This window comes from Bacteroides sp. D55t1_190419_B8 (genome assembly GCF_015558905.1).
Lineage (GTDB): Bacteria > Bacteroidota > Bacteroidia > Bacteroidales > Bacteroidaceae > Bacteroides > Bacteroides vicugnae.
The window spans coordinates 128,164-154,661 of record NZ_JADMOU010000002.1; the positions used below are offsets into that span (position 1 = coordinate 128,164).

The 26,498-nt window shown below is 45.3% G+C and carries 13 protein-coding genes and 1 pseudogene; 1 reads left to right on the forward strand and 13 read right to left on the reverse strand.

Annotated elements, in window-relative coordinates; genetic code table 11:
• Nucleotides 1–284: 284 nt before the first annotated feature.
• Nucleotides 285–2,873, forward strand: a complete 2,589-nt coding sequence (mutS, locus tag I2I13_RS02895; RefSeq protein WP_195648810.1) for a DNA mismatch repair protein MutS — start codon at nucleotides 285–287, stop codon at nucleotides 2,871–2,873.
• 68 nt (nucleotides 2,874–2,941) lie between these two features.
• On the opposite strand, the pseudogene I2I13_RS02900 reads toward mutS, so the two are convergent.
• The 13 genes and pseudogenes from I2I13_RS02900 to I2I13_RS02960 form a co-directional block, all read right to left on the reverse strand.
• Nucleotides 2,942–3,064, reverse strand: a pseudogene (locus I2I13_RS02900) (CatA-like O-acetyltransferase); the annotation flags it as partial.
• Nucleotides 3,065–3,100: 36 nt separating this feature from the next.
• The gene (lgt, locus tag I2I13_RS02905; protein WP_148367680.1) at nucleotides 3,101–3,934 is read right to left on the reverse strand and encodes a prolipoprotein diacylglyceryl transferase; all 834 of its coding nucleotides are present in this window, start codon (nucleotides 3,932–3,934) and stop codon (nucleotides 3,101–3,103) included.
• A 49-nt stretch (nucleotides 3,935–3,983) separates the two neighbouring features.
• Nucleotides 3,984–4,892 (reverse strand): ketopantoate reductase family protein, encoded by a 909-nt coding sequence (locus I2I13_RS02910; RefSeq protein WP_195648711.1) that lies wholly within the window; start codon nucleotides 4,890–4,892, stop codon nucleotides 3,984–3,986.
• Nucleotides 4,893–4,939: 47 nt separating this feature from the next.
• Nucleotides 4,940–6,043, reverse strand: a complete 1,104-nt coding sequence (gene ychF, locus I2I13_RS02915) for a redox-regulated ATPase YchF (RefSeq protein ID WP_195648712.1) — start codon at nucleotides 6,041–6,043, stop codon at nucleotides 4,940–4,942.
• A gap of 65 nt (nucleotides 6,044–6,108) precedes the next feature.
• Entirely contained in the window at nucleotides 6,109–7,251 is a 1,143-nt protein-coding gene (araJ, locus tag I2I13_RS02920) for an MFS transporter AraJ (protein ID WP_148367677.1), read from the reverse strand.
• Between the two features lie 186 nt (nucleotides 7,252–7,437).
• Nucleotides 7,438–8,853 carry an alpha/beta fold hydrolase gene (locus tag I2I13_RS02925; RefSeq protein WP_195648713.1) on the reverse strand — a complete coding sequence of 472 codons (1,416 nt, stop codon included), beginning with the start codon at nucleotides 8,851–8,853 and terminating at the stop codon, nucleotides 7,438–7,440.
• Nucleotides 8,854–9,027: 174 nt separating this feature from the next.
• A complete protein-coding gene (locus tag I2I13_RS02930; RefSeq protein WP_148367675.1) occupies nucleotides 9,028–10,239 on the reverse strand; it encodes an alginate lyase family protein in 1,212 nt (403 codons plus the stop codon).
• A gap of 60 nt (nucleotides 10,240–10,299) precedes the next feature.
• Nucleotides 10,300–11,550, reverse strand: coding sequence for a glycoside hydrolase family 88 protein (locus tag I2I13_RS02935; protein WP_195648714.1), 1,251 nt, complete (start codon nucleotides 11,548–11,550; stop codon nucleotides 10,300–10,302).
• 8 nt (nucleotides 11,551–11,558) lie between these two features.
• A complete protein-coding gene (locus I2I13_RS02940) occupies nucleotides 11,559–13,940 on the reverse strand; it encodes a glycoside hydrolase N-terminal domain-containing protein (protein ID WP_195648715.1) in 2,382 nt (793 codons plus the stop codon).
• 5 nt (nucleotides 13,941–13,945) lie between these two features.
• The gene (locus tag I2I13_RS02945; protein WP_195648716.1) at nucleotides 13,946–16,786 is read right to left on the reverse strand and encodes a beta-glucosidase; all 2,841 of its coding nucleotides are present in this window, start codon (nucleotides 16,784–16,786) and stop codon (nucleotides 13,946–13,948) included.
• Between the two features lie 47 nt (nucleotides 16,787–16,833).
• Nucleotides 16,834–18,444: a RagB/SusD family nutrient uptake outer membrane protein gene (locus tag I2I13_RS02950; RefSeq protein ID WP_148367671.1), complete on the reverse strand. Its 1,611-nt coding sequence runs from the start codon at nucleotides 18,442–18,444 to the stop codon at nucleotides 16,834–16,836.
• 12 nt (nucleotides 18,445–18,456) lie between these two features.
• Nucleotides 18,457–21,606, reverse strand: coding sequence for a TonB-dependent receptor (locus I2I13_RS02955; protein WP_195648717.1), 3,150 nt, complete (start codon nucleotides 21,604–21,606; stop codon nucleotides 18,457–18,459).
• 565 nt (nucleotides 21,607–22,171) lie between these two features.
• A complete protein-coding gene (locus I2I13_RS02960; RefSeq protein ID WP_195648718.1) occupies nucleotides 22,172–26,248 on the reverse strand; it encodes a hybrid sensor histidine kinase/response regulator transcription factor in 4,077 nt (1,358 codons plus the stop codon).
• Nucleotides 26,249–26,498 lie beyond the last annotated feature (250 nt).

A 26,498-nucleotide genomic window follows, 5' to 3' on the forward strand; every position in this document is an offset into this window, starting at 1 on the left:
CTATGAAAAACACATTGCAAAGATACGGACTATTGGGAAATTAGCAAATTATCCAAGAAAAATAGTATGTTTTATAACACGTTTTAATATTTTTCTCCTACTTGTTAAGAAATAAACCCTCTTTTTTTGATGGTATGCAACACTAATTGTGAAAATTGAATTGGAGAATGCCATTGATTCTCTGCCGAAAAACCGTTATCTTTGCAAAGATATTGCAATTGTTTACCCTAAATAAAAAAGAAAAGGAGAGAACCGTGAACGAAGAAGAAATCGTCCTCACCCCGATGATGAAACAGTTTCTGGATTTGAAGGCAAAACATCCGGATGCAGTGATGCTGTTTCGTTGCGGTGACTTTTATGAAACATATTCTACGGATGCCATCGTTGCATCGGAAATATTAGGAATCACATTGACGAAGCGTGCTAACGGAAAAGGAAAGACTGTTGAGATGGCGGGATTCCCACATCACGCTCTCGATACTTATCTTCCGAAATTGGTTCGCGCCGGAAAGCGTGTCGCTATCTGTGACCAGTTGGAAGATCCGAAAATGACGAAAAAATTGGTGAAACGTGGCATTACCGAACTGGTGACTCCCGGTGTTTCTATCAATGATAATGTCCTGAATTATAAAGAAAATAACTTCCTGGCTGCCGTTCATTTCGGGAAAGCTTCCTGTGGGGTTGCCTTTCTTGATATTTCTACCGGTGAATTCCTAACTGCAGAAGGACCTTTTGATTATATTGATAAACTGTTGAACAACTTCGCCCCGAAGGAAATTCTTTTTGAACGTGGCAAACGTTTGATGTTTGAGGGGAATTTCGGCAGCAAGTTCTTTACCTTCGAGCTTGATGACTGGGTATTTACGGAGACTACTGCCCGTGAGAAGTTGCTGAAGCATTTTGAGACGAAGAACCTGAAAGGTTTCGGCGTGGAACACTTGAAGAATGGTATCATTGCTTCCGGTGCTATCCTGCAATATCTGACGATGACGCAGCATACACAGATTGGACATATCACTTCTTTGGCCCGTATTGAGGAAGACAAATACGTTCGTCTGGATAAGTTTACGGTGCGCAGCCTTGAGTTGATTGGCAATATGAATGATGGCGGAAGCAGTTTGCTGAATGTCATCGACCGGACAATCAGCCCGATGGGAGCACGTTTGCTGAAGCGCTGGATGGTCTTTCCTTTGAAGGATAAGAAGCCGATTGACGAACGGTTGAATGTGGTAGAGTATTTCTTCCGTCAACCGGACTTTAAGGAACTGATTGAAGAGCAGCTGCATCTGATAGGCGATTTGGAGCGTATCATTTCCAAAGTTGCTGTAGGGCGTGTATCACCTCGTGAGGTGGTTCAGTTGAAGGTGGCTTTGCAGGCTATCGAGCCGATAAAGTTGGCATGTATCCAGGCCGATAACGCAAGTCTGAACTGGATAGGGGAGCAGTTGAACCTTTGTGTCACTATTCGCGACCGGATTGCCAAAGAGATTAAGAATGACCCGCCGTTGGCTGTTAATAAGGGGGGAGTGATTCAAGACGGGGTGAATGCGGATTTGGACGAACTACGCCGGATTTCGTATTCGGGAAAGGATTATCTGCTTCAGATACAGCAGCGCGAAAGCGAACGGACGGGTATTCCGAGTTTGAAAGTGGCTTACAATAATGTGTTCGGTTATTATATTGAAGTCCGTAATGTACATAAGGATAAAGTTCCGCCCGAATGGATTCGTAAACAGACGTTGGTCAACGCAGAGCGTTATATCACGCAGGAATTGAAAGAATATGAAGAGAAGATTTTAGGGGCGGAAGATAAGATTCTGGTGCTGGAAACGCAGCTATATACGGATTTGGTACAGGCATTGACGGAGTTTATTCCCCAGATACAGATTAATGCGAATCAGATTGCCCGTCTGGACTGTCTGTTGTCATTCGCCAATGTGGCTCGTGAGAATCGTTATATCCGTCCGATTATTGAAGATAATGATGTATTGGATATTCGCCAGGGGCGTCACCCGGTGATTGAGAAACAGCTTCCTATCGGCGAGAAGTATATTGCTAATGATGTAATGCTGGACAATACTACGCAGCAGATTATTATTATTACAGGTCCAAACATGGCCGGTAAGTCTGCGCTTTTACGTCAGACGGCATTAATTACGCTATTGGCTCAAATCGGTTCCTTTGTTCCTGCGGAGAGTGCGCACATCGGTTTGGTAGACAAGATATTCACTCGTGTAGGAGCGAGTGATAATATATCGGTCGGAGAATCAACATTCATGGTAGAGATGAATGAAGCGGCAGATATTCTAAATAATGTTTCTTCCCGAAGTCTGGTGTTGTTTGATGAGTTGGGTCGTGGTACGTCTACTTATGACGGTATTTCCATTGCTTGGGCAATCGTAGAGCATATCCATGAGCATCCGAAAGCTAAAGCACGTACCTTATTTGCTACGCATTATCATGAGTTGAATGAGATGGAGAAATCCTTCAAACGTATCAAGAATTATAATGTATCGGTGAAAGAAGTTGATAATAAGGTAATCTTCCTTCGTAAGCTGGAGCGGGGTGGTAGTGAGCACTCTTTCGGTATTCACGTGGCAAAGATGGCCGGTATGCCGAAAAGTATTGTGAAACGTGCCAATGAGATACTGAAGCAGCTTGAATCTGACAATCGCCAACAAGGAATTTCCGGTAAACCGTTGACGGAAGTGAGCGAGAACCGTGGAGGGATGCAGTTAAGTTTCTTCCAACTGGATGATCCGATTCTCTGCCAGATTCGTGATGAGATTCTGAATTTGGATGTGAATAATCTCACTCCGATTGAAGCATTGAATAAGCTGAATGATATCAAGAAGATAGTCAGGGGGAAATAATTATTTCCCCTTAATTTAAAATCTGTAATATGAAGCAATGGGGGAGAATGCTAATCCTTGTTTGTGCTTTATTTTAGTAACTCTTCTACTTTCCTGTAAAACAATGAAAGATGGTGCCCGTCTATAAATCCATGATGAATGGTCATAGCGATAGGCATTACTAATTTGCCTTCTTTGGTGATTGCTTTTCCTGTCCGCTCCCCAAGTTTCTATATCTATGATATGTTTCATTTCTTTTCTACTTTCTTCCGATCATAGAAGAACATGAAATAAACGCCTATGATGATAAATGGAACGCTTAACCATTGGCCCATATTGAACATCATGTGGTCTTCAAATGCTTCTTGGTTCTCTTTCAGGAACTCGATGAAGAAGCGGAAGACAAAGATGTAAGTCAAACAAAGTCCGAAGAAGAAGCCGCGGTGCAGTTTCTTACTGTAATTCTTGTACAGATAAATCATGATGAAGAATAGGATAAGATAGGCGATAGCCTCGTAAAGTTGTCCCGGATGACGGGGCTGCATATCTACACGCTCGAATATAAACGCCCAGGGTACATCAGTCGGCTTGCCGATGATTTCGGAGTTCATCAGGTTGGCAAGGCGGATGAAACAGGCTGTGATTGGAGTGGCTACGGCAATCATATCCAATACATCCATATAATGGAGCTTTGTCTTGCGGCAATACAGCCAAAGTGCGACTATCAATCCTAGTGTGCCACCATGGCTGGCCAATCCCTCGTATCCGGTAAACTTCCAGTTTCCATCCGGCATAAACTTGATGGGAAGAATCATTTCCCAGAAATGTGACAGATAATATCCCGGATCATAGAATAAACAGTGTCCCAGACGGGCGCCGATCAGAATACCAAAGAAACAGTAAAAGAAAAGCGGATCAAACTTCTTTTCTTCTATCTTTTTATCCCGGAACTGGTAGTGAACAATAACATAAGCAAAGAATATTCCTACTGCCCACAATAATCCGTAATAACGGATAGAAATACCGAACAGGTTGAATAGTTCGGGATTCGGGTTCCAGTTGATGTTGAGAAGTGAATACATAGGCTTGGTAGTATTATTTATTTAATAGGTTTCATTCTTTCTCTAGTGGCTATTCTTTGAATTTTTCTGCAACCATCCGGTAGGTCGGTATGTCAATCCCTTGTTCTTCGGCTGCTGCAATCATATCGAAAAGCAGTCCCTGTATCTCGGATTCGTGTCCGCGTGCCAGATCTTTCTGCATGGAAGCAGTGCTTTCGGGATCCAGTTTATCGATGACTTTCAGATTGTAAGTGACAGGGTCTTCCGGAAATTCCACACCTAGCTTCTTTCCTAAAGCAGCGCTCTCTGTAGTGAGTCCGATGAATGTATTCCGTATCTTTCCCGGTTTTTGAACTTCACCCATCGGAACATCGTAGTATGCCCCTGTTAAAGCCATTGCAGAAATAAACGACCATTTGATAAATGTATCCCGGTTGATATCCGGTGAAAGGTCTACTTTGATACCTGCTTCCTGCAAATCCTGTTGGATGGCTTCCAGTAATCCGGTTTTAACGATAGTGCCGCGATGAGCGCCATACACTAACCGGAATATTTTCCCCATCTGGGTGATTTCTCCTGTGCCGGATACAAACCCCACAATATAGATGCAACCATCCAGAACGGTAACTCCCGGAACAAGTTTCTGTATCCGCGGTCCTGTTCCATACACATTCAGTATGGGGATGACAACCGTGTCTTTGTGAGCGGCTCTTTGAATGAGTTCTACAATAGAATCGACCGAGTAACCTTTTACGCATACAAATATCACATCCGCTTTTCCATTGAATTCTTCAGCGGTAGTTGCCGGAATCCGGAGCGTATGTTCGCCTTTTAAATCCGACTTCAGTTTTAAACCATCCGTTTGTATTGCTTGCAAATGAGCACCACGGGCAATACAGGTTACATCTTTGCCTGCCAGCGACAAAAATCCTGCGATACTGCCGCCTACACCTCCAGTTCCTGCGATGAGATACTTCATGTTATTAGCGAATTAATAATTAATGAGTCGTTGGTGATTATTGATAATCACACATTGAAACGGAAATGCATGATGTCTCCGTCCTGCACTATATATTCTTTTCCTTCCACACCCAGCTTTCCGGCTTCTTTCACAGCTGCTTCCGATCCGTATTGAATATAGTCCTCGTATTTGATAACTTCGGCACGGATAAAACCTTTTTCAAAGTCAGTATGGATAACACCAGCACATTGAGGAGCTTTCCATCCCTTTTCGTAAGTCCAGGCGCGTACTTCCTGCACGCCGGCTGTGAAATAGGTTTCAAGATTCAATAGTTTATAAGCTGATTTGATAAGGCGTGCTACACCTGATTCTTCCAAGCCTACTTCGGCAAGGAACATCTGGCGGTCTTCGTACGTTTCCAGTTCGGCAATGTCCGCTTCTGTCTTGGCTGCAACAATCAGGATTTGAGCATCCTCGTCTTTTACAGCTTCACGCACCATATCTACGTATTTGTTGCCACCCACTGCGCTTGCTTCATCAACGTTGCAAACGTACATCACCGGTTTGCTGGTCAATAAGAACAGTTCGTGAGCAATCTTTTGTTCGTCTTTCGTTTCGAAAGTCACTGTACGTGCAGATTTACCCTGTTCCAGAGCATTTTTGTATTGGACAAGTACATCATAAGCTAACTTTGCAGCTTTGTCTCCACCCGTCTGCGCCTGTTTCTGTACTTTCTGGATACGGCTTTCAATCGTTTCCAAGTCCTTCAATTGAAGTTCGTAGTCGATGATTTCTTTGTCACGGACGGGGTTTACGCTACCGTCTACATGTGTCACGTTGTCGTCATCGAAACAACGGAGCACGTGGATGATTGCATCTGTTTCACGGATATTGGCTAGGAACTTGTTTCCCAGTCCTTCACCTTTGCTTGCGCCTTTCACCAGTCCGGCGATATCTACGATTTCTACAGTTGTAGGAACAATTCGTTGGGGATGTACCAATTCAGCCAGTGCGTTCAGACGTTCGTCAGGAACGGTAATTACACCTACATTCGGTTCAATTGTACAGAAAGGGAAGTTTGCCGCTTGTGCCTTTGCGTTCGACAAACAGTTGAAAAGAGTCGACTTACCCACGTTCGGTAGTCCGACAATACCACATTGCAATGCCATTTATCTATTTCGTTTTATTTAGTTATCGATAATCTGACTGCAAAGATAGGTATTTTGATAGAGTTTTAGTATTTTGCCTGGTATTTCTTATAAAAAATCAAGAACAAAGTGAATCCGATCAAGGCAAACGGTACACCTGTCAGGGCAGGATAACGGTATCCGCCACTAACAGCCAGTCCGCCTACATAGGCACCGATGGCGTTTCCGAGATTGAACGCAACCTGTACGCAGGCTGCTCCCAACATTTCTCCTCCTTTTGCTACACGGATAATCAATATCTGTTCCGGACTGGATACAGCAAACAGTCCAGCCGTACAAAGGCACATTAACAGGGCGGCTGCCCATTTGTATGGAGAAAGGAAGAAAATAAGCAATAACATCATGCAGATGAGTGCTTGTGCGGCAGTTCCCACCTTTCCGGGAGTGTAACGGTCGGAGAGACGGCCACTAATCAGGTTTCCCATCACCATACCGAAACCGGCAAGGATCATTAAAGGCGTAATGCTTTCTGTGGAGAAGCCGGACACATGGGTAAGCAGCGGATTGATGTAGCTATACCAACAGAATACACCGCCGTTTCCTAAGGCTGTAGCACCGAGAATCAACCACGGAGCCGGAGTTTTAAGAAAACGGAACTGCCCTTTAAAGCCGGTGTCCTGCAAACCTTCTACATGGGGAACCCATCGCCAGATATAGTACATGATAACAATTCCCCAAATGCCGACTAAGAGGAAGGTGGCACGCCAGGAAAGCATGGTACTTAAAGAAGTTCCCAGAGGTACACCGAATAGGTTGGCAATGGTCATTCCCGCAATCATGATGGAGACGGCTTCCGAGCCTTTACCTTTATCGGCCAGTTTCTCGGCAACAATAGAGCCTACTCCGAAGTATGCGCCATGAGGTAAGCCGGAGATGAAACGGGCAACGAGTAGCACCCAGTAATTGGGAGCCATAGCCGCACAGATGTTACCTATCATAATCAAGGTAACTAATACCAACAGAATATGTTTTAATGGATATTTGCGGGCCAATGTCAGTACAGGGGCACCGACACAGACTCCTAATGCATAAGCAGATATGAAATGCCCTGCGGTAGGAATACTAATACCTAAATCTTTTGCCACATCGGGCAAAATTCCCATCATCACAAATTCGGCAATACCCAATCCCAGTGTACCGAACGCCAATGCAATAAGACTCTTCTTCATACTAAACTTTACCTAATACCTGTTGCTTTTTACCTTTTTACCTGCCGCTTTTTTTATTTCGGCTGCAAAGGTAAAACAAAATCTTTCAAGGTGAGTTCAGACCGGACGATTTTGATTTAAATCAATTTATACAATGCTAGTGTGTAGCAAGATGATTGCCGGGAGGTTGGAAGATGGATAAAGCGACTATTTCGTTTGCTTTAGAATCCATTCCGCGATATCTTTTAAAACTTCCGGGCTGATGGTTTCCTCCAGTTGCCCGTATTCTGCCAGTGTTCCTTTTTCGCAAGTCTGAAACAGATGGTTTAAGTTGGGATAGGCTTTGATAGTTACATTTGTATTTCCATTTCCAGTGATTCTTTCTTGGATGGCGGTCAGGTTCATGGCGGCATCCATTTGAATGTCTTTTTCTCCGTTTAGTGCCAGAACCGGACATTTTAGTTCCTTCAAGTCTTCGGCCGGATCATATCGCATAAAATGCAGATACCACGGAGAAGTCATCGAACTGATTTGTGCAGATATCTGCTGGATGGTATTTAAATCTTTCAGCTGTTCGGGAGACATTGTTTGGGTAATGTCTGCATATAATTCTTTCTGTAACTCTTCGGGAGTCTTATCCGTTTGTTGCAGTATGGCGTACCTGTTTCGTATAGACGGTTTCATCCCCTGCCAGACTGCATCCGGCATTCCCTGGGAGTTAGATATTAACTCTACCTGCTTCAACATCAGACTGTCACCTTTCACACCGGCCCCTGCCAATGAAACGACAAATGCGATCGACGGATCTTTTTTTGCAACGATGAATGCAATGATTCCGCCCGCACTATGTCCGATGATACCGATTTTCTTTGCATTAATTTCTTTTCTGCTGCGCAGATAATTGATAGCAGCCTCCGTATCTCTGGCAAAATCCTCATTGGTAGCTGTTGCGTGATTACCTTGTGAAGCGGCAGTTCCCCTATCATCACACCTAAGTACGGCAATTCCGTTCCGGGTCAGATAATCGGCGATGACGAGGAAAGGTTTGTGTCCCATGATTTCTTCATCCCGGTTCTGTGCACCGCTCCCTGTCACCATAACCACTGCCGGAAACTTAGTTCCCTTTTGGGGAAGAGTCAATGTTCCGGCAAGATTGATGTCATCCTGCTCATTCTTCACAATGACCTCTTCGCTTTTGTAAGGGAAAGGCGGTTGAGGCTCCTGCGGGCGCTTGGGGCGACCGGCTTCTCCCTTTTCCAAATTCAATGGAATAGGCATTCCCTGTATAAACGTCCCACTGATTGTTTGATTACTATCCAATTTTCCTTTGTAAGAGGCATGGATAATGGGTATCTGGATTGTCAATATAGAATCATTGAAAGAAGTAGTCTGCGTCTTTATGCCGTTAGCTCCTTGGTCGGGGCTGTCCAATGTCGTCACATAAGTTCCCTGTTCTGTTTGACTGATATGGAATACAATAGTCAATGAACCGGTGGGAATGGAAAGTTTTCCATGCCAGGTTCCCGAAATATCCTGGGCAGAAACAGGGGATGAAAAGAACACTCCGGCTACTACTAGTCCGGTAATGAGGATAACGATGCGGGCGGCTTTAATTATTTTCATAAGAGGAAAAATTAGATTTGATCTTATTGCAAATATAAGATATAACAAAGGTAACAATTTTCCTCATTATAAAAATAAGACATTACCCAATCTTGTCAGAATCTGGTAATATCTTATTCAGAAACATCTTAATCTATTCCGATGTCGTGTAATATTTATAATATACCTATTGAATTATTCTAAACTATATAACAATCGCCTTCTGTCCGTGCTGGATGGCTTCAGATATTTTTGGCAGATCTCCTCCCAACCCGATTTATTGTCATAGAAAGAAGCACGGTGCAATATCCAACAACTTGTTTGCAACTCTTTTTCCCAATCCCTGCTTTGCTGGTATGGAAACTCACTTTGTGGCTTGCCGATAAAAGAAGCCATATACTTCAATGCTTTCGCGATGCAACGCCCGTCTTTGGAAGTGCTGTTGTAGACATCTATACCTAATGTATGGCCGATTGCACACATATCCATTATAAGAGCCAGATTGTAGTTTGTGTAACTAAGTCCGTTGGTGCGCTCCAGTTCTCTAAGTTGCCTGCCGTCGGGTTCGATTTGTGGGAACAATCGTAACTTTGCAAACTCACTGATTGTCTTCCGTGCCAGGACAGAATCTCCGGTGAAGAGCGCATATACCGTTTGTTGCACGTCGAAAGATACCCCATGATTATTTTCAGATGTCCGTGCCTCGTCGGCTACAGGACTGGTGCGAATCCATTCCAGATAATCGGTAAACCAATCTTTCAGACCGGAACGGTCTGCTGTTGTAAAGGCGGTGGAAGTATTCATCATCTCTACTGCATCCAGTAAATTGATAAACGAATAAACATCAATCATGCCGAACCCTCTGCCCTTGTTCCCATTATGACCCGGAATCATTTGTGCATAATTCATGTTGGGATTCATGCGAGTTTCAGGGTTCAGAAACCAGATGCGGGTGAGTTCAGCAGCTTTGGCTGCATATTTCTCATTGCCGGAGAAATAGTAGGCGATTCCTAAAGTCGATATATCATTAATTGTCTTTCCGATGTTCGTACAGTCACTCGTTGCATTAGGATTGCGTACTCCGTCTTTGCGGATATAAGGCAGACCGTCGGGTTTCGTCGGATCGGGCCACCAGTAAGGTCCCATACTAATGTAGTCGTGTTTGTCCCCGCTACCCGCAACCATCGTTTTATCCATCACGGAGACAGGTTTACTTTTCAGGGCTTTGTCCGCCTCATTCATCAATTTAGTGATGGCAGATGCATATTCTTTTGACTCCATACGGGCTTTTACCTTAGCCAGTTTCTCTCCGTCGTATATTCTGGTAGATGGAATTTGAGCAGTTACCCTTCCTGCTCCGGTGAATAGGAAGAGAATGACCATCCATAATTTAGTAGATTTCTTCATGGTTTTATCCGTTAGTTTAAACAATTAAATACTCCGTTTTCTTACCGACATGATTTAATATTAAAACAGTTTACCCGTTTTTTCTAATTTGTTTTTACGCATCAACGCTTCTATGAAATAATAGTCTGCATAGACAATAGGTACGTCCACTTCCGTATTAGTCGGTTTGGTACCCGTGCTGTGCAATAACAGGAAACCGTTGTCTTTCTTTAGCGTAGCGCGATAATGCTTCGTCAGGTTCTCTATGATCTTATCCGCATTGCTCCTGTAGCGTTCCCCCTTTTCAGGATCATACAGGCTAAGTTCATAAAGTGCCGAAGCGATGACCGTAGCCGCTGAAACATCACGCGGCTCGTCGGGTATACCGGGCGCATCGAAATCCCAGTAAGGAATAAGATCCTCCGGCATATTGGGATGAGTAAAGAGGTACTTCTCTATGTTTTGTGCCTGCTCCAAAAACTCCGGTAACCGGGTTTCGCGATAACACATCGTATATCCGTAGAGCGCCCATGCCTGTCCGCGTGACCAGGCAGATTCATCGGCAAAGCCCTGATGAGTATTCTTTTTTAATACCTGCCCTGTAATTGTATCATAATCTATCACATGATAACTGCTGAAATCAGGCCGGAAATGATGCTTCATCGTAGTTCTTGCATGATTGACCGCTATCCGGTAAAACGTAGAGTCTTTGCTCTCCTTAGTAGCCCAGAACAGCAGTTCAAGGTTCATCATATTATCAATGATCACCGGACATACCCATTTGGCCGTACTATGATCCCACGACCGGATAATCCCTGCCGCCGGTTTGAAGCGTGTAGCGAGCGTGTGTGCTGATTGCAGCAATACCTCCTTGTAGTGTTCATCTTGCGTCAGACGGTATCCGTTGCCAAAGCTGCAATAGACTTTAAAACCCATGTCGTGAGTACTTCCGTTCATCTTTTCTTTTTCTAATATATCAGTATGTTGCTGGGCTTTCTTTTTCCAGAAATTGTTTTGGGTATATTCGTAAAGGAACCAAAGTTCTCCCGGAAAGAATCCGCTTGTCCAGTCTTTGGACGGCACCAAGTTCAGTGTCCCGTCCGGTTCCGAATTGCGGGGGTTGGTCAATTCTCCCCAACCGTTCTTTTCCCGTTTTGCGCGGCTTTCGGGTGACTCATTGACGATGGCATAATCTATCTCATCAAAAGCAAACCGGAGTTGTTGCTGTGCAAACTCCATGTTATCTTCAATGAGGTTGGTTGCCGGTTGGGGAGTGCAGCCGACGAACCCTGCTCCCAGTGCCAGAATCGCTATTTGTTTTTTCAGTCTCATATCTTTTATTAATGGTTTAAGTAATAGGTATTTCCTTTTTGGGTGGCAAATCTGATGCGGTTCTTACTTTCCCGGATAGTTTTCACTTTCTTTCCTTTGGCGTCTTTGATTGTAAAATTGGCAATATCCTTGTATTGAATGACGCATTCGCCACCCGCTCTGGATAAGACATCCATTTGAGTCATGAGTCCCTGTTTCCAGAAAACGGAAACTACAAAGTTTCCCCGGGCTACCAAACCTTCATAACTTCCGTCTCTCCATGCAGCCGGCAGGGCGGGGAGAGGGTTGATATACCCTTCATGACTTTGAATCAACATTTCTGCTACTCCGGCAGTCCCTCCCAGGTTTCCGTCAATCTGGAAAGGCGGGTGCATATTCCACAGGTTTTCGAGGATGTATTTCTTCAATAACAGCTGGTATCGTTGGTACGCCATATCCCCGTCTTTTACCCGTGCCCATAAGTTTAAACGATGGGCGACACCCCATCCTGTCGATTTATCTCCCCGGTTGTTTAAAGTTACGGTAGCCGCCTTCAACCATTCGGGAGTCTCCGCATTAATCAGCGTACCCGGATAGAGTGCGCATAAATGCGAAATATGGCGATGGCGCGGATCTCCGATGTCACTATACTTTTTTTCTTCACGATATTCCTTTATCTGCCCCGATTCTCCGATCTGGATGGCATCCAGTTTGCCAATCTGCTCTTTTATCGTCCGGAGGAAAGGCGACTCCTCTTTCAGGATATCCGCTGCTTTCAATACATCATGAAAACTCTCCCAAATCATTCCCTGATCGAATGCACAACCTTTCGTCTGGTAGGTCGTACCGTTATGATATTGTTCAGGCGAAGAAGACGGATCAGCCAGCAAATATCCTTCCTCTGTCGGTTTCAGAGTTTTCGAAAGAAATTTGGCCATACCCAGCATGGCGGGATAAGAGTGTTTCTTCAGTATATCCTCATCCCTGGTGAAATCATAATAATCCCAGAATAATTTGGTGGTGAATCCTCCCGTTCCAGGTCCCGAATGTCCGCCGGGGCTATCTATTGAGAAAGCGTTTGCCCCCGTTCCGATGGTCCATCCGTTTTCTTCGGGGATGGCCGATAAGGCGTCAGGGTTATTCTTTTTGATATAACTTGTCGCTTTCTCGTTGGCCGATTGACGGAAAGCTTCATTGTATTCCACATAAGGAATAAATACTTCCGCCAGATTCGTGTTAAAGGCAGCCCAGTAATTCATTTGTATATTGATGTTATGCCAGTAGCCTCCGGACCAGGGCGCATATTCATACTGGCTCCATGCTCCCTGAAGGTGGGGTGGTAACGAACCCTTTCTCGACGAAGCGATTAATAAATAACGTCCGTACTGGAACAATAATTCATCCATATATAAACTTTCTTTTCCTCTCTGATAGTCGTGCAACAGGCTGTCAGTCGGTATACCGGGAGTCTCATCACAAAGACGCAAGTCCACCCGGCTGAAGAGAGACTGATAATCGGCTATATGCTCTTTGCACAATGCCTCATATCCTTTGTCGGCCGCTTTCTGTATGCATTGGCTGACAGCACGGTGCGGATGCTCGTTTCCGGTAAACTTGTTTTCCGGAGATGCCGTGAATACCGAACTTTTCAGTTGATAAGCTGTTTGTGCATTAATCAGTAACACTACGCTGTCAGCCTGTTGTATGCGGATGGTTCCGTTGTTTCCCGATTCGTCGTTCATCGCTTTTAGCTGTCCCCCACTGGGAATTACTTTAATCTGCGCTTCATACGGCAGCCGGAAAAACTGTATATCTCCGGTCAGGGTAATCAAGTCATTCTGTGCTGATACCTTGCCTGTACGTCCGGTTCCTTCGTCGTTATATTCGTGCAGGTAAGGAAGCACGGGACGAAGAGTGAACGAAATCTTTCCGGGTTGGTCCGCTTTGAGCTTTACGACGATTACATTGCTTGGGTAGTTGGCGAAATATTCCCTTGTATAGTTCACACCCTCGTATTGGTAGTTTACCGTAGAGATGGCATCGTTGAGGCGCAGTGAACGTTTGTAGTTCAATGGCTGGTCATGGTGAATACCCTCTATATATATTTCCGCAAAGTTGCCGATGCCCCCTTTCTTGTACGGTCCTTTGACGCCGAATGTTTTTTCTGTCAACTGAATACGCTCCGTATCCGTGCGTCCGAATATGCAAGCCCCCATATATCCGTTCCCTATGGGTAAAGACCATCTCTCCCAATATTTGTCATAAGGGAATCCGCGACTCTTTACAATGTTTTCAGCTCCTTCATTAGGTGCAGGCTGACTGTACCACAACGAATATTCTTTCTGTTGTGCTGATGCCGACGGCAGAATAAACAGACACATAATAAGTAAGAGGAATAGTCTGGTTTTCATATATCTTATTTTTTAATTTGAGGTAATTTGATTTCTGTAATGCCCACTCTGTCACTGCCTAACACGATACGCAGGTCGCTGGCAGTAGTTCCTTTAAAAGGAAAGTTCAACAGCTTATGATACTCTTTCACTGTGCCGGAGTACACCGTCAGGAACTGTCCGCCACCACTGGAAAGCTGTATTTCAAAATCGGTTTCCAGTCCGTTGTCCCGATGAAAGGCAATGGAAATGCCATCCACTTTCGCTTCGTTCTGTAAGGCAAAGGTGATGTAATCCCCTTTGTTTCCCTCCCAGAAAGTGGTAGGGTTGTTATCCACCACGTTATTCACCGTTTCATGATTCGTACTTGCACTTATCGGAGCTTCGTTTTCCTTGTTTTGCGGAGTAGAGTCGTTTATGCAGTCAACCACCGTTAACGTGCCGTTCAGACGAATATCCGTAGAAGAAGCCCCTACCATCAGTGTGAAATCACCGGGCTCTACTACCCAATGCATATCCGCGTTCAGCAATTCCAATGCCTTCCGGTCAATGGGAAAAGAAACTTCCTTTGTTTCGCCCGGCTTCAGATGGATTCGTTCAAATCCGGCCAGGTTCTTCTCGTACGTAGTGACGCTGCTCAACACATCGCGCACATAGAGCTGTACTACTTCATCTCCTGCCCGTTTGCCTGTATTCGTCACTTTGCAGGTGACATACGTCTTTTGATTAGGAGTGATAACTGCCGGAGTTATTTTCAGGTCGGAATATTCGAAAGAGGTATAACTCAAGCCATATCCGAAAGCATACAATGCACCGTTGGCACGTGACATATTGCCATCCATTCCCGGATTCTTCCCCCCATCAATTTGAGAAGACGGTTTGCACGGGAAATTGAAAGGAATTTGTCCCACTGTTTTCGGGAAAGTGACAGTTAGTTTACCGCCCGGATTATAATCTCCGAAAAGCACGTCGGCTACCGCTTTTCCACCTTTCGCTCCCGGATACCACGTTTCGAGAATGGCGGGAACAAACTTGTCAGCCCAGTTAATAGACAAAGGTCTTCCGTTGATAAGCACCAGTACGACAGGTTTGCCCGTAGCCACTACTGCTTTCAACAGGTCAAGTTGCCTCCCCGGCAGATCGAGACTACTGCGGGATTTGTTCTCTCCGCACGTACGCTGTCCGCCTCCCAATACAACTACCGCTACATCCGCCTCTTTTGCCTGACTGACAGCTTTGTCTATTTCCTTTTGCTCTTCTTCTGTCAGCGGAAAATCAATCAATTCCGATTCCGGCCAGTTCGCATCTACCAGTTCGCATCCTTTGCTATAAAGCACTTCCGCTTTCCCGTCCGTCTTCTCTTGAATACCTTTCAGTACGGAAGTCACCTCTACCGCCAACGGCCCATAATGTCCCAATGCATAAGAACATTCATCCGCATTCGGTCCGCAAACCGCTATCTTCTTGATACCTGAAATATCCAGCGGCAACACGTCTTGATCGTTTTTCAGCAGTACGATCGATTCCCGGGAAGCCTGCAGGGCGACTTCCTCGTTTTCTGCTTTCTCCACTTCTTCATCCGCCCCTTTCAAATCTGTCTGATACGGATGATCGAACAGTCCGACTAAAAACTTGACACGCAGAATATCCCGTACCCGGTCATTGATGACCTCCTCACTCAATCCTCCCTCTTTCACTAATTCCCTCAACGGCAATACATAAGAATCGGGAGAGCGGAACGTGCAACGGACATTTAATCCGGCTTCTACGCTTTGCCTTACCGCCTCTTTCATATCCTTGGCAGTATTATGTTTGGTATAAAGATACTCCACAGCATCACTGTCGGAAACAACATACCCACGAAATCCCATCTCTCCGCGCAGGCGGGTAGTCAGCCAGTAATAGCTGCTTTGGATAGGAAACCCGTCATAATCATTGTAAGAACTCATCACTCCCAGCAATCCCGCTTCACGGATCACCCGCTTGAAAGGATAAACATGAACCATCTCAACCTCGCGCGGAGACATCTGCGGATCGACGCGGGACATACCTTCACGCCCGCCTTTGTTGTTACTGTAAGCGATGAAATGCTTTCCCGTGGCAGCCACCTGATAATCCTGCTGCATCCCCCGCACCATTTCAATGCCCAGTTCAGCTACCAGATAAGGAGACTCCCCGTACACTTCTTCATAACGTCCCCACCGCTGGTCGCGCCCCACATCGAGTATGGGCGCGTAAACATTGGTATACCCCAGCATACGGGCTTCCCGTCCGGTGATGACACCGACCTGGCGGATGAGTTCCCGATTCCAGGTATGTCCTAATCCGAGTTGAGTAGGAAAGTTCGTTGCTTTGTAACTTTCTACCCCACGAATCCCTTCGTTGGTGAAATCGGTAGGAATACCCAACCGGGTTTCTTCTATAAAGAACCGCTGCACCTCATTCAACGCCCACGCATGACGGGAAGCAGGCCAGACATATTCATTGTCCGATGGAGGAAGTCCCCATTGTTGAAATCCGTTCAGGTGCTCGTCAATGGCTCCGATACCATCTTTCCACAACTGGTTCTTCCATTCGGGAGTGGGCAGATCATCCTTTAATACCCTCTTATATCCATACAGAGTGACCATCTGACAGGTCTTTTCTTCCAGCGTCATCTGCTTGAGCAAATCCTCGATGCGTGCATCGACAGGTGCTGAAGGATCTTCATAGATGTCCTTCACCCCGTTCTTGTTAAAGTCTATCCATCCCTTTTTATACATCTCGGTACGGACAGGTTTATATATGGCAGGTGTTTTAACTGTTTTCTGTGCAGCAAGAAATCCGCAACTTCCTGACAAAAGGACTGTAATTAATAGCTGTTTCATGGTTTTTCTGTTGGGGGTATAATGTTTCTCAAAACGGGGAGATAAGACTATTCTGCTGCGTTACTCCAATAAGAGTTTTGTTTCAGAAGTAAGTTCACTCCCAATTCTTTCATCGGAATAGGCAGGAACTGATGCCTTTCTTCCGTATTGGCTGCATATTCTTTAGCTGCTTTATAATACCCGCTGGTAGTCCACCGTTTGTCGTTCGTGGCTTCAGTTAGTTTGTTATGAGCGGCATCATAATAGATTCCCCAGCGGATAAGGTCGTACTTGCGCAGACTCTCGAAACAGAGTTCGCGGGCTCTTTCATCGCGCACTTCCTGTTGGAATTCCGCGTATGACAGGTTCTCCACTTTATCGATTCCGGCACGTTCGCGTACCTCATTGATTGCATCGTAGGCCAGGTCAGTAGGAGCTTTACCGGCTTCGTTCTCGGCTTCGGCCAGCATGAGCAGCACATCGGCATAACGCAGCACCGGATAGTTGATCTGGTCGTTGTTCTTCTCTTTAGGAGAAGTAGTGGTCCATTCCCTGCGGTATTTGCCGCAACGGCGTGTCACGATTTCCGTATCTTTCCAGTATACCGCGGCGTCGCTGGCGTCGAGCTTGTAAGTAGCCATTGATAAGTCGCGACGTAAGTCACCGGGGTTTTTCTCGAACAAATCCCATAAGATCAGTGAACCGCAATAGAACCCGTAGGCATATCCCTTACCGGTGGAAGAGGTGTTTTCCTGCCAGTTTCCGATAGTGTTTCCTATGCGTGAGTAGGTAAACTTGCCGTCTACGCGGGTACCGATGAATTCCACTTCCCACATACTTTCATTGTATTCCGTATCATACTTGTCGGAAGCGATGTTTTTCCAGATCGCATAGATGTCTCCCTGATACAGTTTGTGCTTATGCGAGTCATACACAGCCTTGGCATACTTGGCCGCTTTTTCATAAAACTCCTTGCCGCCATTGGAGGGCGATCCGGCGCGCCATAAGCAGACGCGTGCCAATATGCCTTGAACAGTCGTCTTTTTGACGTGTGATGGAGACAGGTCGTATTTGGAGTCATCCACCAGGTCGATGCAGTCTTCCATCTCCTTGATAATCCAGTCAATGGCTTCTGCATGCGGAGTTGCCGCAAGGGAGCTGTTATTGATGTCGGTCACGGTTTCTGTGCGGATGGGTACTTCATACCAGCTCTGTACAAGCAGAAAGTGGTAGTAGGCACGCAGGAATTTGGCTTCCCCCTTAATGCGGTTCTTCACGGCTGCATCCGGAATGTTGGCTGCATCGATATTGTCCAATAATACGTTGGCGTTGTTGATACCGGAATAGAGCTGCGTCCACGTCTGGTAAATATCATTATTACTTGAATTGTGTGAGTTGGTATAAACCTGACCGCTTTGGTTCAGGCGGGCATAGTAACTCAAGTCGTCGGTATTGGATAGGATATTCGAGTACCTCTCACCGTATACATGGTCGGTAGCCAGTGTCCAATAAACTCCGGCCAGTGCCATCATACAGTCACTTTCATTTTTGTAGAAGATTTCGGGAGAGACGAAATCATGCGGGTTTTTATCCAGGAAGTCTGAACAGGATGACAGTAATAAGGACATACATCCTAATGCCAGTACAGCGGTCTTTAAATTGCGATATATCTTTTTCATGTTGAATACTCTTTAAAATGTTATGTTTACGCCAAATGATGCATTGAATGAACGCGGGCAGGAAGACCAGTCGAATCCGGGAGTCAATACGCTGTTGCGGACGGAAACTTCCGGGTCTGAACCGGAATATCCCGAGAGGGTGGCTATATTTTCAGCGGAGAAGTACACTCTGGCTGCCTGAATACCCAGTTTGTAGAGTGCTTTTCTTCCTAAGTTGTATCCTAAAGAGATGGTCTTTAACTTTAGGAAAGAGCCGTCTTCCACGTACAGAGAACTGTAATGTTTGGCGTCCAGAGCTTGCGCTCTCGGCATGTCACTGGTAGGATTGGCTGCGCTCCAGCGGTTGTTGTAAGAGGCGAACATATTCGTATTGGTCCGGTTGCTCGGATTTTCGAAAACCATTCTGTTTGCATTCAGAATATCGTTTCCATAGCTCCATTGTAGGAAGATATTCAAGTCCCAGTTCTTATAGACAAAGTTGTTGGTGAATCCTCCCGTGTGTTTCGGTTGTCCGTTGCCGATAATGGTACGGTCATCGTCGGTGATTTTGTTGGTTCCGTCGTTGGACAGTTTTTTGTATCTGGGGTCACCCGGTTGTACACTGTCGGAGATTCTGGGGATTCCGTCTTTCAGTTTGTATGATATGGAGCCGTCCGAATTAGTGGTCTGGTTAAAATCGTCGTACTTGTAAGTACCCTCGTAGATGTAACCATACAGTTTTCCGGCAGATTCACCTACGCGGCTGATATAAGCAGGCATATTGTTGTAGGCATTATCCCATCTGACGTAGCTAAGCATTTCTTTCTGTCCGGAGTTGAGGGCGATAATTTCATTATTGTTGAATGCAATGTTGAAGTTAGAGCTCCATGTGAAGTCTTTCGTTGTGATATTGGTACTTTCCAGGGTGATTTCAAAACCTTTGTTACGCAGCTTACCGATATTCAGTGTTGCTGTGGCATAACCCGAACTTGCCGGAACTTCCGCGTTCAATAACAGGTCTTTGGTCGTTTTGATATAGTAGTCCAGTGTCAGGTTGATGCGGCCTTTGAGGAAGCCCAGATCGATACCGAGGTCGAACTGTTCGGTCGTCTCCCATTTCAGGCTGGGGTTGGCCATGGAACTCAGTACATAACCGGTAGTGAAAGAGCTGTCCCACGGATATTTATAGTAGTCGCTGTGTGTAATCAGCTGCGCCATGTAATCATAATTTCCGATGCGGTTGTTACCCGTCAGACCCCAGCTTGCGCGTAATTTACCGTTTGATAGCCAGGGAAGATTCCCGCTTACAAAACTCTCACGTGAAAAAGTCCATGCCAGCGAACCGGATGGGAAGTATCCCCAGCGATTATCCTTGGCAAACTTGGAAGAGCCGTCGGCACGTATGGTAAAGTTTGCGTAATATTTTGATTTATAATTGTAATTGAAACGGGTAAAGTAAGACATCATAGCGTTGTCGCCCAGCGATGCAGTGGTCGTCGGAGTAGCTTCACTCTTACCGATACCTGCCATGCCGAAAGATTCGTTCGTGATGTAATCCTGCGTGATACTGGTCGTATAATCGGAGTATTTCTGGAAAGTCAGACCGGCCAGTGCGTTGAAACTGTGTTTGTTCTTGTTGAACTGATAAGTCAACGTATTCTCATTCAGGTAATTTCTGGTTTCCTGTTGAGTCAGCTTGGCATTGATACCCTTGCTTTGTGTATTCTTAGGATGCGAGTTACCTGTACGGGTCTGACTGCCGTTGAACTCTTCTCTTTTGATGTCCCGTCCCGTATATCCGGCGGTAGTCTTGAATTTCAGGTTTTTGATGATTTCCCATTCCACTCCTAAGTTGGCTTGCAGGTGATTAGTCGTGTTGCGGCGGTATTCATTCCGTGCGGAAAGTACCGGATTGAAACGATAGTCATCGCTCATCGACACATCTTCATCGTACATGGCCGCCAACAGGTCGGAACCCGACGGAGAAACCGGACGGTATCCCCAAACACTGTATAATAAGGAATGAGACATCGACGAAGCCTGTGCCGACGGACTGACTCCGTTCTGCACGTTACTGGCGAAATTCGCATTCGCATTTACCTTTATCTTCTTATTGATTTGCTGGCTGAAATTGAAACGTCCCTGATAACGGCTCAAATCCGTATTGATAACAATACCCTGCTGGTTGCTGTAAGAGAGCGAAGCCGAATATTTCATTTTGTCGCTACCGCCGTTCAATCCCACATAGTGATTGTGGCTGACGGCTGTACGGTAGATTTCATCCTGCCAGTCATAATCTCTAAAAGTTTTGTAATCTTCCAGAGTGACGCCATTCTTCAGATAATAATTGGAGAAGTCGTCTGCCGACATGATTTCCTGTTGTAACAAAGCGAAATCATAACCGCTCATCATATCCATCGTTTTGTTGACTTTGCTTATGCTGACGCTTCCGTTATAAGTCACTTTCGCCTTGCTGGCCTGTCCCTGTTTGGTGGTGATGATGACGACACCATTGGCACCGCGCGAACCGTAAATAGCTGTGGCGGACGCATCTTTCAAGATGTCGATAGATGCGATGTCATTCGGATTGAGGGCGCTCATGCTGGAACTTTCCTGCGGGAATCCATCTATTACATAGAGAGGAGCCGTGCTTTGCGTCAGCGAACCCGCTCCGCGGATGACGATATTGAAGTTATCCCCCAAAGCTCCGTCGGTAGAAGTCACCTGTACACCGGCAATACGGCCACCCAGACTCTCCGCGATATTGTTTACCGGGGTTTTCGTCATATCGCTTATATTAGCTTTGCCGATAGAACCGGTCAGGTCCCGCCTTCTGACGTCACCGTAACCCACAGCCACTACAGTTACCTCTTCCAATGTCTGGGCATCTTCTTCCATTACAATATCGAATCTTTTCTTATTGCCCACTTTCACTTCCTGGGTTTTATAACCTACAAAAGAAAATTTCAGAACGTCGCCGGATTTTACGTTTCCCAATTTGAATTCGCCGTCCATGTTTGTAGTCACTCCATTTGTTGTTCCTTTTACCACCACACTGACTCCTGCGAGTTCCCCGGAGGCATCGACAACTTTACCTGTAATTTGGTTTCCCGTCTGTGCTTGAATAGCAGATGCACACCAGAACGAAATAACCAATAGCATGAAAGCTACTTTCTGTTTCATAAATATTAGTTTAATAAATTGTTAAATAAAAGATTTCTGTTCTATTTCTGATAACTACTTCGATCGCAGAGATAAAACTCCGACGATGTTTTTCTGACTCAAAAATAGGACGTTCCGACGAGAGTCGATTACACAGGCTATTCTAATGCTTGTAAAAACGGACACTCCCTGAAAAATACGTCATTTTACAAACGTATGGTGGAATATTACAAACTAACGTGCGGAAATGCAATCCATCCGTTCCGCCGATGAGGCAATATTTCCAGTCTCCCTCTTGCTTTTTGCTGTTTAATTTTGTATCTTTAGAGTTTCTCATCCTTCTAAAGACAGATAGTCATATTATAAAGTGACTAATGTCATCTTATAAGGTGATATTTATCATTCTATAAGGTGACTATTATCCCCTTATAACAGGACGACTACCCGACTGCATAAAAACTCACTAATTCCTGCACTGAAAATCCTTAATCTCTGCACTGAAAAACCTTAGATACAACGATGAAATAATAATCTGTTACGGTGCAACAATCAAACATTTAATCGTTTTGAAGGATGACAGTAGGCGTTATTTTCCCTCCGCTTTGTTCTTGAACTCGGTTGGTGAAACGCCATACAATGCCTTGAAGCAATTGGAGAAATAGGCCAGACTGTTATAACCCACCGCACAATATACTTCTGTAATTGTCATATCTGTTTCTTTCAACATCTTGGCAGCAGTTTCCAACCGGAAGTTGCGGATAAATTCATTCGGCGAATATCCGGTGATCTGTTTTATTTTCCGGTAGAGGTTCGATTTACTTAAACCGAGTTCTCTGCAGAAAGCATCCAGGTTCAGGTCGGAGTTGGCAATGTTCTGCTGCAAAGTGGCATACAAGTTCTGCATAAATTTCTCGTCCACAGATGTCATATCCACTCCCAGGGATTCGAGCGAGAAGTTTTTGCTGTACAGGTCTTTCAGCCTTTCTCGGCTTTGGATGATGTTGTCCACTCTGACTTTCAATATCGAAGCGTCGAAAGGTTTGGTGATGTACTCGTCCGCTCCGGCGGCGTATCCCTCCTTAATATCGTTTGTACCCGTCTTGGCAGTGACCATGATGATAGGGATATGGCTGGTATTCATGTCTTTCTTCAGTTGCCGGATCAGTTCGATACCGTTCATTTTCGGCATCATCAGGTCGGTGATAATCAGGTTTGGCAACAGGTTGATGGCCTTGGCGAGCGCTTCTTCACCATTGGTCACTCCTATTACGTTGTATTTATCCGCTAGACAGGAACAGATATAGTTGTTCAGGTCGCGATTGTCTTCTACTATCAGAATCGTGGCCTGCTTCTTGCCCGAATGCTCGGCTTCGAAAGCAGTGTCCGGAAGTTCCACATTAAATAATACGGTTTCATTGGCGGATGATTCTACCATCGTTTCCGGGTCGAAACCGTTTTTGTCGATAGGCAGGACAAATTGGAAGACTGCGCCGGAGTCGGGAGCGTTGTCTGCCCATATCACTCCGTGGTGCATTTCTATAATGGCTTTGCTTAGGCTTAGTCCGATGCCCGTTCCCGATTTGGAATGTTCGTTTTGTGCTACCTGATAGAAAGGACGGAAGATTTTCTCCAGTTCGTCGGGATCAATGCCGACACCGTTGTCCTGAATGGATACGGTGAGGTATTTTATTTCCGGGTCCTTATACTTGTTCAGTCTGGCAGGCACGAAGATAGCAAGTTCGGAGAGTGATTTCACATTCAGTTCCACTCGTATGGAACCTCCGTCCGGTACGTTCTTGAAAGCATTGGAGAGAAAGTTGAAATAAACTTTTTCCAGCAGGTTCCAGTCGAACCACACCGGTTGCTCGTCTACGGCATGTTTGAACCTTAAATGGATGTTCCGGTACAGTGCCAGATCCTGAAAAGAGCTTACCGCTTCGTGTGTGAACTTGACGATGTCATGCTCGGAAACTTGTAGTTTCATGGTTCCGCTTTCATTCTTTTGCAGATCCATCAGGTTGTTGACGATACGGAGCAGGCGCTGCGCGTTGCGCAGCATTAGCTGGGATTTGTAGTGGACATCATCCACCAGATCCGTTCGCTTTACGAATTCCTCCAATGGAGCCATGATTAAGGTCAACGGCGTACGCAGTTCGTGTGAGAAGTTGGTGAAGAGGCGGTTTCGTTCCTGATAAAACTCTTCGTGCACTTCCGCTTCCATTTGTTTGAGCCTGATGTTGTTTTGCAGGCGTTTCTTCTCCGTAAAATAGCGGATAATGAAAGCGATCAGGGCAATGGCGACGACACTGTATATCAAGTAAGCCCACCAGGTCTTCCACAGGGGAGGCAAGACAACGATTTCCAGTGTGGCTCCCTGTTCATTCCAGATTCCGTCGTTGTTGGAGCCTTTCACGATGAAGTGGTAAGTTCCGGCCGGAATATTGGTGTAGTAGGCAGTACGTCGGTTGCCGACCTTGTTCCAGTCAGAGTCGAATCCCTCCAGTTTGTAGGAATATTCGTTCTTGCTGTTGAAGATATAGTTCAGCGCACAGTATTCAATGGTTATATTGGTCTGATTATGATTGAGTACGATCTTCTTTTGGGTGGAGATGTTCTCCTGCAGTACATTCTCTTCGTCATTGGGGCATACCAGTTTGTTGTTGATATATAGTTTGTCCAATATAATAGGAGGGACGTTGGGGTTGGTGACAATATCATTGGGGTTGAACAGGGTAAAACCGTTGTTGCCGGCAAAGAAAATCCGGTTGTCGGACAGGCGGAATCCTGCACAGGGAGAAAACTCCTGTATCTGTATTCCGCTTTCTTTGTTGTAATTGGTGATGCTCCGGGTACGGAGGTCCAATCTCGAAATGCCGTTTAGCGTGCTGATCCATAAACTGTTGTCGGCTCCCTCCACCACTTTGCAAACCTGATTGCTTTGCAAGCCGCTTTTCTCATTGTAGGTGGTGAATTGCTCGGTCGTGATGTTGAATTCACTTAGTCCGCCATCCATGCTGCTGATCCATATCCTGCCGGAACGGTCCTTTAGAATACTGCTGATATGTTTGGCGGTTAGTCCGTTGGTGTGGTTGTAGGAAAGCAGGGAGTGATTGATCTTGTCATAAAAGAATAAGCCTTTCTCTTTAGTGCCGATTAGAAACACATCGTTACTGATTTCGCATACACAGATGACACTGGCAAAACGGAAAGTGCCCTCGCCTTTTATGGCAAATTCGGTCTGCACATGGAGCGATGGGGTATCTGAAATAAACATCAGTCCCTCTTTCGGACTTGTAGAACCTACAACCAGTTCTCCGGAAATGCTTTTACTGATGTGGTAAATCGGATTCCGGTCATTATTCTGAAAGATCAGTGAGAAATGGTGATTGTGCAGGTTGAATTCATAGATTTCCCCGATGCTCGTTCCGCATAAAATCCGGTTCTTGTCGTAATAGACGGTTTTAATGACGCTTTGCATCGACTCACCGGGATTGTGCGGGAGTATGTATTGCTGGAAAGTCTGCTGTTCGAGGTCGAAAGTAATCAATCCTCCTCCTTCGGCTCCGATGTATAAAGTCCCTTCGTGTTCGATGGCAGGACCTAAGATACCCAGAGTTTTGTTTAGGGACGAGCTGGGACTGTAAAAGTCGAAGAGATGTCCGTAAGGGTTATAGTAGCTGATACCTCCTGCATACGTTCCGATCCAGATGGTTTGCATCCGGTCGAACAGAATGCTGTAGATGGAATGATGACTCAATGTGCCCTGTGTGCCGTAGCGATAGGTTTGTATCCGGTTGGTCACCGGATTGAGGATGTTCAGACCGTCGAAAGTGCCTATCCATATTTCACCCGAGGGAGACTCGTTGATGCAACGGACGTTATTGTTGGATAGTCCGTTCCGGGTATTGTAACATACCACTTCCGCCGGATCGTGTTTGATGACATAGACGCCGTGTGTGTCGTTTCCCAGCCATATATTTCCTTTTCTGTCGATGTGCACTTTTCTGATCCGGTTTGACGGGATAGGCAGTGATTCGGAATTCTGTTGAAAGGAACGGACTACTGCCTGCTGCTGTAAATCGTAGATAAGCAGTCCTCTGTTGTAGGAGGCGATGTAGAGTTTGTGGTCTCTTTCAATAATGTCATTTACCCAGTTCCCTTTCAGCTCTTTGGTGGAGATGTTTTTCAGGGAATCTCCTTGGGGAGTGTAGGCAAACAGTCCTTCAGAGGCGGCTCCTACCCATAAGGTACCCTGCTGGTCAAGACAAAGTGAGGTAATCTTGTTCTTGTCCTTGTTTTCCTGCTGGTTGATATAATACCGCTTAAACTCGTTCTTGTTCTTGTCGAGCCTGTTCAGGCCGTTTTCTGTGCCTATCCACAGGTTGCCTTCTGCATCTTCCGCTATGCAATTAATGATATTGCTACTGATACTGTGCGGATCGTCGGCATGGTTCCAGTAAACCTCGAAGGAATTTCCGTTGAATTTATTGAGTCCGTTGCGTGTACCAAACCATATATATCCTAATTTGTCCTGATAGATACAGGTGACGTTCAGTTGGGATAATCCATCTTTGACAGACAAATGAGAGAAATGATAAGGCTGATTGGCAAAAAGAAACTGTACGGAAATAGCAAACAGCAATGTACAAAAAAGTCTTTTCATAAGTGGATGATTTTAAGGAAAGAGTGTTTTTACTTGCAACAAAAATAGCAAAAAACAGTAAAATACCTCCCAAAGATTCCCATTATTTTGTACCCTTTTCCCTATCAGATAGATAGTTGAACGATTCTTATAAGGTTTCGACGGAAAATTATAAGTGCGAAAAGGAATCTGCAATTCTTTGGTGCATATTAGAAAATAGATTGGAAAGGAAGTGTCTATTTTTACCATCGTAGAATTTGTTGAATTGAAA

Excerpts from the sequence above, each read along its gene's own strand:
- mutS (WP_195648810.1), top strand. The coding sequence starts at position 285 with ATGATGAAACAGTTTCTGGATTTGAAGGCAAAACATCCGGATGCAGTG.
- lgt (WP_148367680.1), bottom strand. The coding sequence starts at position 3,934 with ATGTATTCACTTCTCAACATCAACTGGAACCCGAATCCCGAACTATTC.
- I2I13_RS02910 (WP_195648711.1), bottom strand. The coding sequence starts at position 4,892 with ATGAAGTATCTCATCGCAGGAACTGGAGGTGTAGGCGGCAGTATCGCA.
- ychF (WP_195648712.1), bottom strand. The coding sequence starts at position 6,043 with ATGGCATTGCAATGTGGTATTGTCGGACTACCGAACGTGGGTAAGTCG.
- araJ (WP_148367677.1), bottom strand. The coding sequence starts at position 7,251 with ATGAAGAAGAGTCTTATTGCATTGGCGTTCGGTACACTGGGATTGGGT.
- I2I13_RS02925 (WP_195648713.1), bottom strand. The coding sequence starts at position 8,853 with ATGAAAATAATTAAAGCCGCCCGCATCGTTATCCTCATTACCGGACTA.
- I2I13_RS02930 (WP_148367675.1), bottom strand. The coding sequence starts at position 10,239 with ATGAAGAAATCTACTAAATTATGGATGGTCATTCTCTTCCTATTCACC.
- I2I13_RS02935 (WP_195648714.1), bottom strand. The coding sequence starts at position 11,550 with ATGAGACTGAAAAAACAAATAGCGATTCTGGCACTGGGAGCAGGGTTC.
- I2I13_RS02940 (WP_195648715.1), bottom strand. The coding sequence starts at position 13,940 with ATGAAAACCAGACTATTCCTCTTACTTATTATGTGTCTGTTTATTCTG.
- I2I13_RS02945 (WP_195648716.1), bottom strand. The coding sequence starts at position 16,786 with ATGAAACAGCTATTAATTACAGTCCTTTTGTCAGGAAGTTGCGGATTT.
- I2I13_RS02950 (WP_148367671.1), bottom strand. The coding sequence starts at position 18,444 with ATGAAAAAGATATATCGCAATTTAAAGACCGCTGTACTGGCATTAGGA.
- I2I13_RS02955 (WP_195648717.1), bottom strand. The coding sequence starts at position 21,606 with ATGAAACAGAAAGTAGCTTTCATGCTATTGGTTATTTCGTTCTGGTGT.
- I2I13_RS02960 (WP_195648718.1), bottom strand. The coding sequence starts at position 26,248 with ATGAAAAGACTTTTTTGTACATTGCTGTTTGCTATTTCCGTACAGTTT.